The sequence below is a fragment of the Shewanella sp. ECSMB14102 genome (assembly GCF_000813075.1).
Classification (GTDB): Bacteria; Pseudomonadota; Gammaproteobacteria; order Enterobacterales; family Shewanellaceae; genus Shewanella; species Shewanella indica.
This window is the reverse complement of record NZ_JWGX01000024.1, coordinates 81,616-98,545: the sequence shown is the minus strand read 5'-3', so window position 1 is coordinate 98,545 and position 16,930 is coordinate 81,616. Positions and strand designations below refer to the sequence as shown.

The following is a 16,930-nucleotide window of genomic DNA, read 5'->3' as shown; positions in this document are numbered from 1 at the left end:
CACAACGGCCAGTTCGCCATCCCTGGCTCTCGCTCGCAGCCAGTCGCTGCGCGACACTCGCCAAACCACACCGGGCAAGGGGCTTTGCTTGTCCAAAGCCCCTTGCATCCCCAAGGACACCCCGACGTAGCCGAAATCCCCGCTGGCTTATGAAACAAATTGGCTACACTCAGGACTCGCCAAATACATCCATGCATAACGACCAGCTCGCCTTCCTTGGCTCGCGCTCATAAGCTTGTTGCTTCGCAACATTCGCCATGCTCGACCTTCGAGCCTCGACGTCCCTGTCTCGGCTACGCCAATTTGCAACAACGCCAGCGGCGGCTCCGAAGGGGGAATGGGTGCAAGTTTTCCCACACAGAGTCGTATTCAGCTACAGACATACGCCTATTTTCCAGGCATAGGCGGAACTGTGACCTTCCGAGCCAGGGAAGTACTCGCAGCGAGTCATAGGGGCGCCTGTGCATAAGCCTGCGGCAGGCAATGGGCTGGAAGCCCAATCAATGTTATTTGGCTCTGGCGGTGAGAGTGTTCACCAGTGCTACTTCCAAGGTCATTTCCAATGCTGAAAGTTAAGCCTTGAGCAATGCCAATGCGGGCTGTTGGTTATCAGGATAGAGTCGATAAGCCTTATGGTGCTTGATGCAACTGGCTTTCTTATCCCCTTGGCTGAATAGAAGCGCATGTTTGACAGCAAACTGGGCAATCAACTGCTCGTCGGCGCGGATGTAAAGGGTGATGGGTTTGATCAATTTGCCATCGAGCAGATGCTGCTGATACTGCTCTGTGGAGATCACCAAGCTGTTTTGCCCCTGGCTGTCTAATTTGAGTTTACCGCTTACTTCACAGTCGAGGATGACGAGCCAGCCTTCGGCCTGGAGCTCGGCAATCAGGTTCTGGAGCGATTGCCCCACTGCGGCATTATTGATGGCTGGCAGATACTGCGCCTGGATACGTTGAAGCACCTCGGGTAACTTGGCACCGGCCCCCAGGCTTCGTCCCTCTCTTATCCAGCGAGTGAGATCTTCTGCCACTAACTTTGAGAAACGCTTCTCTTTTAGTGACTGCACCATCCAGTTGCAGAGGAAATGACTTTCCGCCGCCGGGGTCTTGATGCTGCCGGCGGCATGGTTACGTTCCGCCAAAGCAGCGAGGCCGGCTTGGGTTAATGCCAGCAAGGCCTGATTGTAGCTTTGTTCTGTCATTGTATTTCCGCGTATAAGAGATATGGATGGGGCGCTGAGTATACCCTATGCTGCAGTTATCAATATCAGGTAGACAAAGAAAAACCACCACAATGGTTATCAGTAAGACAGTTATCCGATCTGTCTTCGCCGCTATCTTACTGTAAATTTTTCAATCTCAAGGATATCTCTTGTCTGCCGGGCAACTGGGTTGTTTAATGAACAAGGTGAGGTAGTAGTCGGATGTTACCTCTGCCTCTATGGGCTTGGTTAAGATGAGTCTGATGGTGAGTCGATGGAATAACAGGAGAAGACAATGGCTAACGTATTGATCCTTGCCGGTGATTATGTGGAAGACTATGAAATCATGGTGCCGTTTCAGGCGCTGCAGATGGTGGGCCATAAGGTGACTGCCGTGTGCCCTGACAAAGAGGCCGGTGATACTGTCAGGACGGCTATTCATGATTTTGAAGGCGATCAAACTTACAGTGAAAAACCTGGGCACAATTTCGTTCTCAACGGTGACTTTGAGCAGATAAGTGCCGATGACTTTGATGCGCTGCTGATCCCCGGCGGCCGAGCACCCGAGTATCTGCGTCTCTATGATGAAGTGCTTGAGCTGGTTCGAGCCTTTGCCAAGGCGGATAAGCCGATTGCCGCCGTCTGTCATGGGGCGCAACTGCTGACCGCCGCTGGAGTGGTGCAGGGCAAGAAGGTGTCGGCTTATCCCGCCTGTGCCCCCGAAGTACGCCAAGCCGGTGGTGAATATGCCGATATCGAGGTGACAGAAGCGATTACTGACGGCAAGTTGGTTACAGCGCCGGCTTGGCCTGCCCATCCTCAGTGGTTGGCGCAGTTCCACGCCTTGCTTTGAATTCGGTAAACAAAAGCGCTTATCCTTTAGGGGAGCAAGCTTTGCCGCCGAGAATGCAAGTGTTTCCAGCCGGTAGAAAGTCCAGCTAAAACCCAATTAGCCAAAAGCCGCGCAGTGCGCGGCTTTTTAATGGTTCTACATAGGAGCTAAAGCCTGTCAAGCGGGGCGGCTCACTTGAGCTTCTTTGGCTTGATGCCGCTGGAGCCGACTTTAACCTTAACTCTGCGGCCGGACATGCTCTTTTCCGCTGCGACCTGCTCCGAGGCGCTGCTGGCACCCGGCTTTTTCTTGGCGAAGCTGCGGCGCTTTTGCAGTTGCTTGAGCAGGAGATCGCGATTACTCACTTCATAGCCTGGCATCATGATGCGCTTGAGTTTTTGGCCAATCAGTTTTTCAATGTCGGCCAGGGTGCGCTCTTCTTCGCGGCTGACAAAAGAGATGGCGACACCCGTCTTGCCGGCGCGGCCGGTGCGACCGATACGGTGCACATAGTCCTCTGCCAGGAAGGGCAGATCGTAATTGACCACATACTCGAGATCCGGAATATCCAGGCCGCGGGCGGCCACTTCGGTGGATACCAATACCCGTACCTTGCCTTCCTTGAATTCTCTGAGCGCCCGGCGGCGGCTGCCCTGGGCTTTTTCACTGTGCACCACGGCACTGGCGATACCGTCGAGATTCAGCTCCTTGACCAGATGATCCGCATCTTCACGGGTGGCGGTAAACACCAGCACCTGCTGCCAGTTCTTGCGCCCGATAAGTTCAGACAGGAGTTCACGCTTGCGGCGCTGCTCTACCGGGTAGACTACCTGGCTGACGGTCACCGCTGTGGTGTTTTGGCGGTCGGCGGTGATGACCTTGGGCTTGTTCATTATCTCATCGGCTAGGCGCCTTACCGCGCCAGAGAAGGTGGCCGAGAACATCAGATTTTGCCGCTGCTTGGCGGCGCTCTGAAGTATTTTGTTGATATCGTTGATAAAGCCCATATCCAGCATACGGTCGGCTTCATCCAGCACCAGCACTTCCAGCGAGCCCAGACTCAGGTTACCGGCCAGTAGTTGTTCCAGTAAACGCCCCGGAGTGGCTACCACTATGTCGGCGCCTTGCTTGAGCTTGTTGACCTGAGATGCTGACTTGACGCCGCCAAACAGGGTGGCCACCGACAACTGCAGGTATTTGCCGTATTGGCGGGCATTGTCGGCAACCTGGGACACCAGCTCACGGGTCGGTGCCAGGATCAGGGCCCGGATATTGCCGGGTTTGAGTTCGAGCGGGTTATCCTGCAGGCGCTGCAAAATAGGCAGCACAAAGGCGGCTGTCTTGCCTGTGCCCGTCTGGGCGCTGGCCAGTACGTCCTGACCGCGGCGAACCGCAGGGATGGCCTGTCTCTGAATCGGTGTCATGCTCTCATAACCGCACTCTTTGAGCGCGCGGAGTATTTCGGGGGCAAAACTATAAGATTCAAACTTCATCTCGATATTCCTGTATTCAACCGCTTGGCGTGTGTCTTAGCTATTTCGGGTGTCGGCGGCCCAAATGCCGGAAGCTCAGGCCTGAGTATACGCCAAGTGCCGGGATAACCCGGGCGGGCGCGGAGTATAGCAAAAAATTCACCAAGGCCCGATCATTTCTGCTTTATTCTTGCGCTGCAAGGATAAATGACCTCAGGCACTGCTGATATCAATGTTTTGGGCAGATACAAGAATGCCGCCCGCAGGCGGCATTCTCTCACAATTTATCGGCTTAGCTGAACCAGCCGGCAAACATCTGCTTGAAGTAGTCCATCAGCTTGCTGAACCAGCTGCCTTCGTTGACTTCTTCCAATGTCACCAGTGGGAACTGGGCAATGTCTTTACCGTCAAGCTGGAAGTATACCCGGCCGACGACTTCACCCTTGGCCAGCGGTGCGGTGAGCTCTTTGGTAAGTTCGAAGTTGGCTTGCAGGTTTTTAGCCTGGCCCCGGTTGATGGTCACAGGAGTGTCAGTGGTTACACCCAAGTCCACTGTGTCACGGTCGCCATACCAGATCTTCTGGGTGACAAAGCTGTCACCGGCCTTGTAAGGAGCGATGGTTTCAAAGAAACGGAAGCCATAGTTGAGCAGTTTCTTGCTCTCGGCCTTACGGGCGGCTTCACTCTTGGTGCCCATGACCACGGCAATCAGGCGCATGCCGTCTTTGGTGGCCGAGGATACCAGGTTATAGCCGGCACCCGAGGTGTGGCCTGTCTTGATACCGTCGACATCGAGGCTGTTATCCCACAAGAGGCCGTTACGGTTGTACTGCTTGATACCGTTGTAGGTAAAAGATTTTTCTTTGTAGATATCGTATTCGTCGGGAACATCACGAATGAGGGCCGCGCCCAGCAGCGCCATATCATAGGCGGTGGACTTGTGGTTGTCTGAATCCAGGCCGTGGGAGTTTTCAAAGTAGCTGTCACGCATGCCCAGCTGTTTGGCCCAGGAGTTCATCAGATCGACGAAGGCGCCTTCGGTTCCGGCAATGTGCTCGGCCATGGCGACACAGGCATCGTTACCGGATTGGATAATGATACCCCGATTCAGATCCGAAACTTTAACCGTCTTGCCGACTTCGATAAACATCTTGGATGAGTCGGGGAAGTTCTTCGACCAAGCGTTCTTGCTGATGGTCACGTCGTCATCGGCAGAGACGTTACCTGCCTTGATCTCCTGACCTATGACATAGCTGGTCATCATCTTGGTCAGGCTGGCTGGGTTAAGGCTTTCGTAGGCGTTATTTTCCGCCAGTAAGCGTCCTGAGTTGTAATCCATCAAGACATAAGCCTTGGCGGCAACGTCCGGTGCATCTGGGACGACTATCGGGGCATTGTTGGCCTGTGCGGCGGAAACCGAGGCACAGGCGAACAACAGAAAGGCTTTCGCGGGACTTTTTACAAAATTCATCATTACCTGAATACGTCTTCTGGTTGGAGTCGGAAAATATGCTGAAATTCGCAGCGAGTATAACATTAGTCGACCGGAAATTTCAGTTAAGGTTCCTTAATTAGTTAAAAATGTGGTGGAATTTTGAACGCTTATGTTTTTGGTTCAGTCACCATATAGCTGCTCGGAAAGCCGTCCTGCTTCAGCTTTTCCAGCAATTTGGCGGCAATACCTTCATGGCTGACCGGCCCAAGTTGCAGCCTGTATACCGACTTGGCATCTGTGATTCGGCTCTTGACCTGGTATTTGTTTTCAAGCTCTGAAGCCAACTCAAGCAGACGTTCGCGCGAGCCGGATGCCATCACCTGTACATAGTGCAGGTTGTTGCTGCGAAGTTCGGCCATGGTCTGGCTCTCTTCACTGTCTTCAAACAGGACTTCCAGTCTGACCTTGGCGGTGCCTGTTTTCAGCATGTCCAGCCGGTAAGCCGCGGCGTAGGACAGATCTATCACTCGGTCGGGATGGAAGGGACCACGGTCATTGACCCTGACCACTACGCTCTTGTTGTTGGCCAAATTGGTGACCCTGACATAGCTGGGCAGTGGCAATGTCTTGTGCGCCGCGGACATGGAGTACATGTCATAGGTTTCACCGTTGGAGGTCAGATGGCCGTGAAACTTGGCACCATACCAGGATGCCAGCCCCTCAACCTTGTACCCCTTGCCGGACGGCATCACTTGGTAGGATTTGCCTCTGACCTGGTAATCCTTGTTGCCCTGTTTGCTGTAGGGCTCGAATCTGGGATGGGCATCTTCCACCTTGGAGACATCCGGTGCATCGGCCGGAGGCCTATCATCTTTCATGGTGTAACGGCCCGAGTTGCCGGCACAGGCGGCCAGCAGAATCGAGGCGGTCAGTGGCAGCAATAGTTTAAGTCTTGTCATGGTGGGCTTTGAGTTGTTCACTGAATTGATAAACCGCCATGGCGTACAGCGGGCTGCGATTGTAACGGGTGATTACATAGAAGTTGTTCAGCCCCAGCCAATAGTCTTTGGCATCGGCCTGTTCCAGCTCGATAAGCAGCGCTTTTTGGCTGGCATCCAGATCCCGGTTTTCCATCAGAGCCACCTCGGGGGAGAGGATATCGGCCACTTGGTAATTGAGCTTTTCTCCTTTCCAGACCTTGGCCTTGGGCGTGGCCGTTGTGCTTAGTTCCAGCGCCACCGGCTCACCGGCTTTCCAGCCGTGACGGTGAAAATAGTTGGCTACTGAACCTATGGCATCGTCGACACTGCCCAGCAGATCCCGCTTGCCGTCACCGTCAAAGTCGACGGCGTAGGCCAGATAGCTTGAAGGAATAAACTGGCCATAACCCATAGCGCCGGCGTAGGAGCCCAGGAGCGTTTCCTTATCGAGTTGCTCCTCTTTAAGCAGCGTCATCAGTTTGGCAAACTCGCCGCGAAAGAAAGTCGCCCGTGGCGGGTAGTAGAACCCCAAGGTATAGAGGGCATCGATCACCGGGTACTTGCCCATATAACCGCCGTAGAAGGTTTCAATACCGATAATGGCGACTATGATTTGCGGATCAACGTCATAGGTCTTGGCGGCGCGCGCTATGGTTTGCTCATGTTGCTGCCAGAAATTCAGCCCGGCTTCGAGGCGCTTTTCGGTCAGAAAAATGGGGTAGTACTGATGCCAGGGTTTGGCCTCCCAAGGGCTGGAAATGGCGTCCAATACCGCCTGGTTTTTTTTGGCCGAGGCGAGGAAGCTTTCGACTTCTTCCTGGCTAAAGCCTTGGCTCTGTTGCTGTTTGATAAAATCCTGTTTGAGCTGCTCGGAAGCGGGCACCTCGGCGGTGGCACAGGCGCTGAGGTTGAGACTCAGCAGCAGGCCCAGAGGGGCGAGCAGCTTTTTGAATGTCGGCATCTAAGGCGTTCCTATCTGTCGATGAAGCGTCTATGGGTGTGAATACTCATTAGAATGCCAAAACCGGCCATCAATGTCAGCATAGAGGTGCCGCCATAACTTATCAGCGGCAGCGGGACTCCTACTACGGGCAAAATACCGGACACCATACCGATATTCACAAACACATAAACGAAGAAGGTGAGGGTCAGCGAGCCGGCCAGCAAGCGGGCAAAGCTGGTTTGGGCTCTGGAGGCGATCACCAGGCCGCGGCCGATCACATAGAGATAAAGCGCCAACAGTAGCAGACTGCCGATGAGGCCAAACTCCTCGCCGATCACGGCGAAGATAAAGTCGGTGTGGCGCTCCGGCAAAAATTCCAGCTGCGACTGAGTACCATCGAGCCAGCCCTTGCCCCAGAGTCCGCCCGAGCCTATGGCAATTTTGGACTGAATGATGTGGTAGCCGGTACCGAGTGGATCGGCCTCGGGATCCAGCAGGGTCATCACTCGATTGCGCTGGTAGTCGTGCATCAAAAAGAACCATAGAATCGGCAGCAGCGCCAGCACGGCGGCAATAAAACCACCGACAATGGCCCAGCTCATACCGGAGAGAAACAGCACAAAGATCCCCGAGGCGGCCACCAGAATTGAGGTACCGAGATCCGGTTGTTTGGCGATAAGCAGAGTGGGGATCAGCAAAATTACCCCGGCACCGGCCAGATAACGCTTCTTCGGCGGCAAGGGAAACTTGGAGATAAACCAGGCCATGGTGATCGGGAACGCCAGTTTCATCAGCTCAGACGGCTGAAACTCCATAAAGCCCAGATTGAGCCAGCGTTGGGCGCCCTTGTTGATCTCACCGAAGAAATGCACCCCCAGCAGCAGCGCGACCCCGGCAAGATAGATGGGCAGAGCCCAGCGGCGAAATACCTCGGGGTTAATCTGGGCAAGGATCAACATTAGTCCAAGGGACAATCCCATACGGAATAGCTGCCGCTCCATCATGGCCAGGTCTTCGCCGCTGGCAGAATAGATGACGAACAGGCCAAAGCCCATCAGGCCCAGGATGCCTAGCAGCAGTGGCAGATCGATATGCATCTTCTGCCAGATATTGGGTTTACGGCTGTGGCTCATGTTTCAACTCCCAGGTATCCCGTAGCAGATATTCGTCCAGCATGGCCCGGGCAACCGGCCCGGCGTTGGCGCCACCCCAACCGGCGTTTTCCAGTACCACCGCCAGCACAATTTTTGGATCTTCGTAGGGGGCATAGGCGATGATCAGCGCGTTATCGCGCAGATGCTCGTCAATGGTGTCCGCATCATACTTCTCATCTTCGGCAACGCTGAAGACCTGGGCGGTACCTGTCTTCATCGCCGCAGTATAACTGGCATCGGTGAAGCGACTCTTCTGCGCGGTGCGGCGCATGGCTTCGTTGATGATCTCCCAGTTGTTTTTGTTTTTCAGCACTATCGGTGGCCTTTCATCCACCGGCGTCTCGATGCGGGCTGTGTTGTCCTTGATGGCCTTGAGCAGGTGCGGGGTAAAACGCTTGCCGCGGTTGGCCAAAATGGCTGTGGCATTGGCCAGCTGCAAAGGCGTGGTGGTCCAGTAACCCTGACCAATCCCGACCGAGATGGTGTCGCCTATGTACCAGGGTTGGTTGTACTTGAGGCGTTTCCAATCCCTCGATGGTATTACCCCGGCAGATTCTTCGAAGATATCCACCCCGGTATTCTGACCGAAACCGAATTGATCCATAAAACCGGAGATCTTGTCGATGCCCACCTTGTAGGCCATGTCGTAGTAGAAGGTATCGCAGGAGTGAACTATGGAGTCATATACATCCACCCAGCCGTGGCCCCAGCGTTTCCAGTCGCGATATTTACGGTCGACCCCTGGGATCTGCCAGAAGCCGGGATCCCAGATGCGGGTCTTCTCGCTAATGGTTTGATCTTCCAGCCCCAGGAGCGCCAGATGCGGCTTGACCGTGGAGGCCGGGGCATATTGCCCTTGGGTTGCGCGGTTAATCAGGGGACGCGAGCGGCTGTTGAGCAGCTCGCTGTAGGCTTTTGAACTGATCCCGTGCACAAATTGGTTCGGGTCATAGCTGGGGCTGGAGACCATGGCCAGAATACCGCCGTCTCTTGGGTCTATCGCCACGATTGAGCCGCGGCGGCCATCCAGCAGTTCGGTGGCCTTTTGCTGCAGCTGCAGATCCAGTGTCAGGTAGATATCCTGTCCGGGCTCGGGCTGGGTCACCTTGAGGGTGCGGACACTGCGCCCCAGGTTGTTGACCTCTTCCTCCAAATGCCCGGGCAGGCCGTGTAGCAGGCTCTCATAGAACTTTTCTATACCCTGTTTGCCTATGTCCTTGGTGGCGGCATAGTTTTTCCAACTGCCGGAGCGTTCCAGCGCGTCTCTGTCTCTGGAGTTGATTTTGCCGACATAGCCGAGCACATGGGTCAGCAGGCTGCTGTAGGGGTAGTGGCGTTTGAGACCGGCATCGACATAGAAACCATCGAACCTGTGTTGGTTAACACTGAACAGGGCCACCTCATCTTCCGTCAGCCTGGTCTTGAGCGGCAAGGGCTTGAAGCGGCGGTGATATTTCAGTGACTCGGTGAAGCTGTCGCGCTCATCCTGACTGAGGTCGATAACGGTTGAGAGTTCATCCAGCGTCTGCTGCATGTTCTTCACCTTCTCCGGGATCACTTCCAGGGTGTAGAAGGGCAGGTTCTCTGCCAGCAGCTTGCCGTTGCGGTCATAGATCAGGCCGCGGCTGGGTGCCAGCGGTACCACTCGGATACGGTTATCATTGGAGCGGGTTTCGTAGTCTTTGAAAGACACCACCTGCAGATAGTAAAGATTGCCGAGCAACAGGCTGAGCAAAGCGACCACGCAGACAAAGGTAAACAGCGCCCGGCGTTTGAACAGTGCCGCCTCGGCGGCGTGATCATGCATGGTTATTCGCTTTCTACGCGGCAATGGATTCTCTCCGGCTCAAACAGTTAATGCAAAGTCAGCTAAAGCAAGTGGCTCTTGGGTGCCTTATTCCCTGTGGTAGGGATGATTGTTGTTGATGCTCCAGGCCCGGTACAGACTCTCGGCCACCACGACTCTCACCAAAGGGTGGGGCAGGGTCAGGGCCGACAGACACCAGCTTTGGCTGGCGGCTTGTTTACAGGCAGGAGCCAGGCCTTCCGGGCCGCCTATCAGCAGGCTGACATCCCGGCCATCGAGCTGCCACTTTTCCATGGCAGAGGCGAGCTCTGGAGTCGTCCAGTTCCTGCCCGGCAGATCCAGAGTGACGATATGGTTGCCCTTGGGGATCGCGGCCAACATGGCTTCGCCCTCTTTTTGCAGAATACGGGCGATATCGGCATTCTTGCCCCGCTTGCCGGCGGGGATTTCAACCAGCTCCAGCGCCATGTCCCTGGGGAAGCGGCGCTGGTACTCGGCGAAACCCTTGCTGACCCAGTCCGGCATTTTGGTGCCTACGGCAACGAGTTGCAGTTTCATCAGGCGTTGGCGTCAGACCAGAGTTTTTCCAACTGGTAATGTTCGCGGGTTTGCTCCTGCATCACATGCAGAATCACATCACCCAGATCCACCAGAACCCAGTCGCTGCTGTCGCGGCCTTCTACGCCCTGAGGTTGCATACCGGCTTGTTTGGCTTCGGCAACTACATTTTCAGCAATGGCGCGAACATGGGTCTTGGATGTGCCTGAGCAGATAACCATAAAGTCGGTCACGTTGGACGTTTTGCTGACATCCAGCACGACTATGTCCCGGGCCTTGAGATCATCGACCTTGTCGACAACAAATTGTTTCAGTTCTGTGCCTTGCACGCTGAAGATCCTCTCATGTTTTTGATCAAGCGCAGTAGTATATCAGCGCTGGCGGGCAAGTCCCATAGGATTTATCGCCCATCCACCGCAGTTAACCGCCAAGATAGAGGCGGTTTGTAACTATATATTCGAGCACGGCTTTGGGCATGGCGGCGCTGCAGGCATTAATGTTACCGGCGGCGATGGCGCGGCGAATGGCCGTGGAGGAGAAGGGCTGCGGCTTGACCGAGAGGCTGATGATTTTGCCGCTTTGATGTTGGCCCTTGTCTCTTGCTGCCAAGGCCTGGGTGACTGAGCAGCTTCTTTGGGCCAGTTCGGTTTGGATTTCGGCGTCCTTTGGCAGGTGCCAGTCCGGGCGCTGGCAAACCACCAGGTTACAGAGGGAAAACAGCCGCTGCCATTGATGCCAGCTCGGCAGCGACAGCAAGGAATCTGTACCCATGATGAATTGAAATTCGGCGCCTGGGAAAGCCTGCTGCAGCGCTTCCAGCGTCGCGACACTGTAGGAGGGGGCATTGCGCTTGAGCTCGATATCGCAAATGTCCATATCGGGGAACTCGTCGCAGGCCAGTTTAAGCATGGCCAGGCGCTGCTCGCTGCTGGCGGTGGCCTTAGCCTTGTGCGGCGGAATATGGTTCGGCAGCAACCAGAGCTTATCCAGTTCTAGCCGGGCTTTGACTTCGGCCGCGGGTTTGAGGTGACCATAGTGAACTGGGTCGAAAGTACCGCCCATCAGCCCGATACGCATCTAGTCTCCTCAGTCGAACTCAATATGGCCAAGATGGCGCGCCGCTTTGGGATCGAACAGCAAACACAGATGGGACAGGCCGGTCCAGTTTTCCTGGCCTTGCTGTTTCAGTGCCAGCTCCAGTTTGGAGGCGATAGCCAGCATGGACTCTATGGCTTCCAGGCTCAGCCGGGTGAGGGCGCCCTGATAGAGCGGCTTGCGCTTGTCCCAAATTCTATGCTTGCCGAACAGGCTATTGAGGCTCTCGCCCTGACTGCGGGCCGATTGCAGCGTCAGCAGCAAGGTCAGCTCTTTTTGCAGCGCCCAATGGATAATGGGCATGGCGGTTTCTTCGGCCTTGAGCTGGGCGAGGATATGTTGGGCCTTATCCTGTTGGTTGGCCAGCAGGGCATCGGTCAATTGGAACACGCTGAAGCGGGATTGATCTTCGAAGTAGCGGCTCAACTCTTCGCTGTCCACAGGACGGGCACCGGCCAGCAGTTGCAGCAGTTGCATCGCCTGATCGGCCGCCAGCAGATTGCCTTCGTAGAGGGCATACAGCATGGCTCTGGCATCGTTTTTGAGATTGAGCCGATAGTATTGAATACGGCCGTCGAGCCAGCGCTGAAACTGAGCCCCTTCGGGGGTAGCGCAAGGAACATAAAGACCTTGACTGTCCAGGGCCTTGAACCACTTGCTGTTTTGCTGATCGCGGCCAAGCTTGGGGCCGTCGATGATAAGCAAGATATCCGGGTTTTGTTCGGCGATAAGGCTTTGCAGCATGGCGCCGCCATCGGCGCCCGGCTTGGCCTGTGGCAGGTTGAGCTCTATGATCCTGCGACTGGCAAACAGGCTCATGGCGTGCCATTCGTTGGCGAGATCCTGCCAGTTGAAGTTGGCTTCCTGAGTTAGTTGTAACCTTTCTTCAAAGCCTTGGCTACGGGCGGCAGCCAGGATTTGCCGCTTACTGCTGTCCAGCAGATAGGGATCGTCGCCCAGCAGCAGATAGCAGGATTTCAGCGGCGATAACTGCCGGTGTAACTGATCCGGATAGACCCGCATCAGTTCACCTCGATGGCGGCCAGGGTCTGGATGATGTTATCGGCTGCCTGAATGCGCATCTCTTTGACCAGCAACTCCATCTCCCGGCTCTTGGCCAAGGCGGTGCGGGGGTCGTCGAGATAATCGCGGCGGATTTCCACATCGAAAGGCTGTGCTTCCTTACCCGGTAGAGACACGGCAAAACGCACATGGTAGATGAGTTCATATTCGGCGACGTTGCCTGTGGGGTAGAGCGATAAGGTTGAGCGCTCCAGAGTGTCGCTCAGCAGCACCAGCCGGGGAATGCCCTTGGCGGGTTCCTCTATGCCGACATTGTTGAGACGCAGACGTTCACGCACCAGGCGGCTCAGCTCGCTGTATTTGTCGCTGCTCTCCAGGCTCAGCTTGCTTAGCTCGGGCGGAATGGAATAACTTCCCTGGAGTTGAAAGCCGCAACCGGCACTGGTCATAACGACCAGTGCCAGCAGGGCGAACATCAACTGCTTCACGCTTAAAGATAGTTTCAGCATGGATGTCCTGTTTTTTCTCAGTTGGCGACTATGTTCAGCAGTTTGCCGGGAACATAGATCACCTTGCGGATGGTCTTGCCTTCGGTGTGCTTCATCACCTGCTCATCGGCCAGACCCAGGGCTTCGACCTCTTCCTTGGCAGCATCGGCTGCCACAGTGATCTTGGCTCTGAGCTTACCGTTGACCTGCACCACGATAAGCTTGCTGTCTTCGACCAGTGCAGATTCGTCGGTTTCAGGCCAGCTGGCTGACTCGATATCGCCTTCCATGCCCAGCTCCTGCCACAGGTTGAAACTCAGGTGCGGGGTGATGGGGTACAAGAGACGCACAATGGCCGACAGGGCTTCGGCCATCAGGGCTCTGTCCTGCTCGGTTTCCTGTGGAGCCTTTTGCAGTGCATTCATCAGTTCCATCACAGCAGCAATGGCGGTGTTGAACATCTGGCGGCGGCCGATATCGTCGGTCACCTTGGCGATGGTTTTGTGCAGTTCGCGGCGCAGCGTTTTCTGCTCGCCGGTCAGAGCCGCGATATCCAGCGCTGGAGCTTCGCCCTTGGATATATGGTCGTGGGCCAGTTTCCACAGACGCTTGATAAAGCGGTGGGCACCTTCCACGCCTGATTCCTGCCATTCCAGTGTCAGCTCCGGTGGTGCGGCAAACATCATGAACAGTCGCACAGTATCGGCGCCGTACTTCTCCACCATCACTTGCGGGTCGATACCATTGTTTTTCGACTTGGACATCTTGCTCATGCCGGTGTAAGTCAGTTCATGGCCTTCGCTGTCCACCGCCTTGAGGATCCGACCCTTGTCGTCTTTCTCAACCACAGTCACTTCCAGTGGCGATACCCAAACGCGGGCGCCTTTCTCGTTGCTGTAGTAGAAAGCATCGGCCAGTACCATGCCTTGGGTCAACAGGCGCTTGGCAGGCTCATTGGAGTTAACCAAACCGGCATCGCGCAGCAGTTTGTGGAAGAAGCGGAAGTACAACAGGTGCATACAGGCGTGTTCGATACCGCCTATGTATTGATCTACCGGCAGCCAGTAGTCGGCCTTGGCTGGATCCAGCATCTGATCTGCCTTGGGCGAGCAGTAGCGGGCATAGTACCAGCTGGACTCCATAAAGGTGTCGAAGGTGTCGGTTTCGCGCAGGGCATTTTGGCCGTTGATTGTGGTTTTGGCCCACTCTTTGTCGGCCTTGATTGGGCTTTGGACCCCGTCCATGACCACATCTTCCGGCAGAATGACCGGCAGTTGTTCTTCCGGCGTCGGCATCACAGTGCCGTCTTCCAGAGTCACCATAGGGATAGGTGCGCCCCAGTAACGCTGGCGGCTGACGCCCCAGTCGCGCAGACGGAAATTAACCTGGCGCTTGCCTTTGCCTTCGGCACTCAGCTTGTCGGCGATGGCGTTGAAGGCGGCTTCAAAGTCCAGACCATCGAACTCGGCCGAGTTGAACAGTATGCCTTTTTCAGTGTAAGCGGCTTCAGAGATATCCAGCTCGCCATCGGCAGGCTTAATCACGCCCTTGATCGCCAGGCCATACTTGGTGGCGAATTCATAGTCACGCTGGTCGTGGCCGGGAACCGACATTACGGCGCCGGTACCATAGTTCATCAGGACAAAGTTGGCGGCCCAAACCGGGACTTCTTCGCCTGTCAGCGGGTGGATAGCCTTGAGGCCGGTATCAACACCTTTTTTCTCCATAGTGGCCAGCTCGGCCTCGGAGGCGGTGCTCTGCTTGCACTCTTCAACAAAGGCTGCCAGCGCCGGGTTGTTGGCGGCGGCTTTCTCGGCCAGCGGGTGACCGGCGGCAATGGCCACATAGGTCACGCCCATCACGGTATCCGGACGTGTGGTGTAGATGTCGAAGCTATCGTCAGAACCAGCCACCTTGAAGGTCATCTCGACCCCTTCGGAGCGACCAATCCAGTTACGCTGCATGGTCTTGACCTGCTCAGGCCAACCTTCGAGGGTATCGATATCATTCAACAGCTCTTCGGCGTACTGAGTGATCTTGATGAACCACTGAGGGATCTCTTTCTGCTCCACTACAGTGTCGCAGCGCCAGCAGCAACCATCGATAACCTGCTCGTTGGCCAGCACTGTCTGGTCATTGGGGCACCAGTTGACCGAAGAGGTCTTCTTGTACACCAAGCCTTTTTCATACAGTTTGGTGAAGAACCACTGTTCCCAGCGATAGTATTCCGGGGTACAGGTGGCAATTTCACGGCTCCAGTCGTAGCCAAAACCCAGCATTTTCAGCTGGTTCTTCATGTAATCTATGTTTTCATAGGTCCAAGGCGCCGGCGCAGTGGCGTTCTTGATCGCGGCATTTTCTGCCGGTAGACCGAAGGCATCCCAGCCGATGGGCTGAAGCACATTTTTACCCTGCAGACGCTGGAAACGGGAAACTACGTCACCTATGGTGTAGTTACGCACGTGTCCCATATGCAGCCGACCTGAAGGATAGGGGAACATAGAGAGGCAGTAGAACTTCTCTTTACTCGGATCTTCGGTGACTTCAAAAGTTTTCTTTTCTGCCCAGTGCGTTTGCACTTTGGCTTCGATTTCTGAGGGATTATATTGCTCTTGCATCAGGTTTTTCGGCAATGCCGCCCATTATTTTGACATGCGCGCTATACTGCGCCGTTTAGATCTGCATAGAATAAACCAGAAGTGAGTCATTAAGAAAGGTTCGTCTTAAAGGAGTATTGGCCATGAGTGAGAGAAGTACGGAGTTACTGGCGCTGTATCAGGCCTTGATTGACAGAGTCAAACAACAGTATGACCAAGATAACTCATTGACAGTGAAGAGCTTATTTAATTCTATCAAGGAAGGGAAAGAGTATTTGGCTATCAAGCAGCAGGCCGGTGAGGCCGAGCTGTCTCTGGTCGAGGAATTCCTCAAGCGGGATATCGCCAGCTATATTCAGAGCCAAACGGAAGATGACATCAGTTACAGCCCTACTATGCTGACGCTGGAAAATACCCTCTGGCACTGGTTGGGTGAAATCAGCGACCGCAGCCAGGTGGAGTGGCACGAACTGGCCCATGAATTCAAACACCATGGCTATTATCAGAGCGGCGATATCGTCAGTCAGGGTAAAATGGTCTGCAGTAACTGCGGCCATGAGATGGACTTCGAGTTCCCTGGCATTATTCCCGACTGCCCCGAGTGTGACCACTCGGAATTTACCCGTGAAGCGCTGGCGCCCTGAGTTGCCAGCATCCAGATTTTGAATGGACGAGGCCCGGAGTTGCAAACTCGTAAAAAGGGATCGTGTTGTGAGAGCTGGGTTTGAGTGAGAAAAGTGCCAATTAGCAAGCCCGGCTTTGGCCGGGCTTGTTGTTGGGGATTGTCAGTTGATCTTGAGCAACTCCACATCAAAAATCAGTACTGAACCCGGCGGGATCGAGCCGGCAGAGCGATTGCCGTAGCCCAGACTGCTGGGAATAAAGAAGCGCATCTTGTCGCCTTCTGTCATCAACTGAACCCCTTCGGTCCAGCCCTTGATCACCTGATTGAGTGGAAAGGCGATGGGCTCACCGCGATCGACCGAGCTGTCAAACACAGTGCCGTCAATCAGGGTGCCATGGTAGTGCACTGTCACCTTATCCTTGGGACCCGGATGAACCTGGCCTTGCCCCTTGTGCAGTAACTGATACTGCAGCCCCGAGTCTGTGGTGACCACCCCCTCTTTATGCTTGTTGGCCTCAAGAAATACCTCGCCCTTGGCAACATTCTCTTTTGCCAGTTTCTGGCCATTCATAGTGGTGAAAAAGTAAAAAATAACTGCGGCGATAACCACCACGGCAAGCAACATTCTCATTTGGGGATCCTCTGTCCTGAAGGTGGCGCTATCTTAGCAGTTGGACTGCGGCATTTACAGCTAAGGGAAGGTGCGAACAAGTCCC

16 protein-coding genes are annotated in these 16,930 nt (G+C 55.0%); 2 read left to right on the top strand and 14 right to left on the bottom strand.

Translation table 11 applies throughout. The features are described 5' to 3' along the window. Positions 1–572: 572 nt before the first annotated feature. Positions 573–1,205 carry a DUF2913 family protein gene (locus tag RC73_RS09075; RefSeq protein ID WP_039034331.1) on the bottom strand — a complete coding sequence of 211 codons (633 nt, stop codon included), beginning with the start codon at positions 1,203–1,205 and terminating at the stop codon, positions 573–575. Between the two features lie 295 nt (positions 1,206–1,500). Here RC73_RS09075 and RC73_RS09070 point away from each other — a divergent pair, with 295 nt between their 5' ends. Next, entirely contained in the window at positions 1,501–2,058 is a 558-nt protein-coding gene (locus RC73_RS09070; protein ID WP_025889577.1) for a DJ-1/PfpI family protein, read from the top strand. Positions 2,059–2,228: 170 nt separating this feature from the next. Here RC73_RS09070 and RC73_RS09065 read toward each other — a convergent pair whose 3' ends face one another. From RC73_RS09065 to leuS, 12 genes are all read right to left on the bottom strand, one after another. After that, complete coding sequence (locus tag RC73_RS09065) at positions 2,229–3,530, bottom strand: DEAD/DEAH box helicase (protein WP_039034330.1); 1,302 nt, start codon at positions 3,528–3,530, stop codon at positions 2,229–2,231. Positions 3,531–3,801: 271 nt separating this feature from the next. Next, positions 3,802–4,983, bottom strand: coding sequence for a serine hydrolase (locus tag RC73_RS09060; protein ID WP_039034329.1), 1,182 nt, complete (start codon positions 4,981–4,983; stop codon positions 3,802–3,804). 128 nt (positions 4,984–5,111) lie between these two features. Then, the gene (locus tag RC73_RS09055) at positions 5,112–5,903 is read right to left on the bottom strand and encodes a septal ring lytic transglycosylase RlpA family protein (RefSeq protein WP_039034328.1); all 792 of its coding nucleotides are present in this window, start codon (positions 5,901–5,903) and stop codon (positions 5,112–5,114) included. After that, positions 5,890–6,885: a lytic murein transglycosylase B gene (gene mltB / locus RC73_RS09050; protein WP_039034327.1), complete on the bottom strand. Its 996-nt coding sequence runs from the start codon at positions 6,883–6,885 to the stop codon at positions 5,890–5,892. Before mltB ends, RC73_RS09055 begins: the two co-directional genes overlap by 14 nt. An 11-nt stretch (positions 6,886–6,896) precedes the next feature. After that, the gene (gene rodA / locus RC73_RS09045; RefSeq protein ID WP_039034326.1) at positions 6,897–8,000 is read right to left on the bottom strand and encodes a rod shape-determining protein RodA; all 1,104 of its coding nucleotides are present in this window, start codon (positions 7,998–8,000) and stop codon (positions 6,897–6,899) included. Then, positions 7,984–9,828 (bottom strand): penicillin-binding protein 2, encoded by a 1,845-nt coding sequence (gene mrdA, locus RC73_RS09040; RefSeq protein ID WP_039034325.1) that lies wholly within the window; start codon positions 9,826–9,828, stop codon positions 7,984–7,986. The genes rodA and mrdA overlap by 17 nt, the downstream gene beginning before the upstream one ends. Positions 9,829–9,915: 87 nt before the next feature. Then, the gene (gene rlmH, locus RC73_RS09035) at positions 9,916–10,386 is read right to left on the bottom strand and encodes a 23S rRNA (pseudouridine(1915)-N(3))-methyltransferase RlmH (RefSeq protein ID WP_039034324.1); all 471 of its coding nucleotides are present in this window, start codon (positions 10,384–10,386) and stop codon (positions 9,916–9,918) included. After that, positions 10,386–10,715 (bottom strand): ribosome silencing factor, encoded by a 330-nt coding sequence (gene rsfS, locus RC73_RS09030; RefSeq protein WP_039034323.1) that lies wholly within the window; start codon positions 10,713–10,715, stop codon positions 10,386–10,388. Before rsfS ends, rlmH begins: the two co-directional genes overlap by 1 nt. Before the next feature lie 91 nt (positions 10,716–10,806). Then, positions 10,807–11,463 carry a nicotinate-nucleotide adenylyltransferase gene (nadD, locus tag RC73_RS09025; protein ID WP_039034322.1) on the bottom strand — a complete coding sequence of 219 codons (657 nt, stop codon included), beginning with the start codon at positions 11,461–11,463 and terminating at the stop codon, positions 10,807–10,809. A 9-nt stretch (positions 11,464–11,472) separates the two neighbouring features. After that, on the bottom strand, positions 11,473–12,504 hold the full coding sequence (gene holA, locus RC73_RS09020; protein WP_039034321.1) for a DNA polymerase III subunit delta: 1,032 nt from the start codon (positions 12,502–12,504) through the stop codon (positions 11,473–11,475). Then, positions 12,504–13,013, bottom strand: coding sequence for an LPS-assembly lipoprotein LptE (locus RC73_RS09015; protein WP_025011678.1), 510 nt, complete (start codon positions 13,011–13,013; stop codon positions 12,504–12,506). Before RC73_RS09015 ends, holA begins: the two co-directional genes overlap by 1 nt. Positions 13,014–13,030: 17 nt before the next feature. Further along, a complete protein-coding gene (leuS, locus tag RC73_RS09010) occupies positions 13,031–15,610 on the bottom strand; it encodes a leucine--tRNA ligase (RefSeq protein WP_039034320.1) in 2,580 nt (859 codons plus the stop codon). A 122-nt stretch (positions 15,611–15,732) separates the two neighbouring features. On the opposite strand from leuS, the gene RC73_RS09005 reads away from it, so the two are divergent. After that, positions 15,733–16,233 (top strand): zinc ribbon-containing protein, encoded by a 501-nt coding sequence (locus RC73_RS09005; RefSeq protein ID WP_039034319.1) that lies wholly within the window; start codon positions 15,733–15,735, stop codon positions 16,231–16,233. A 141-nt stretch (positions 16,234–16,374) separates the two neighbouring features. Here RC73_RS09005 and RC73_RS09000 read toward each other — a convergent pair whose 3' ends face one another. Then, positions 16,375–16,845 carry an FKBP-type peptidyl-prolyl cis-trans isomerase gene (locus RC73_RS09000; RefSeq protein ID WP_039034318.1) on the bottom strand — a complete coding sequence of 157 codons (471 nt, stop codon included), beginning with the start codon at positions 16,843–16,845 and terminating at the stop codon, positions 16,375–16,377. Positions 16,846–16,930: the final 85 nt, after the last annotated feature.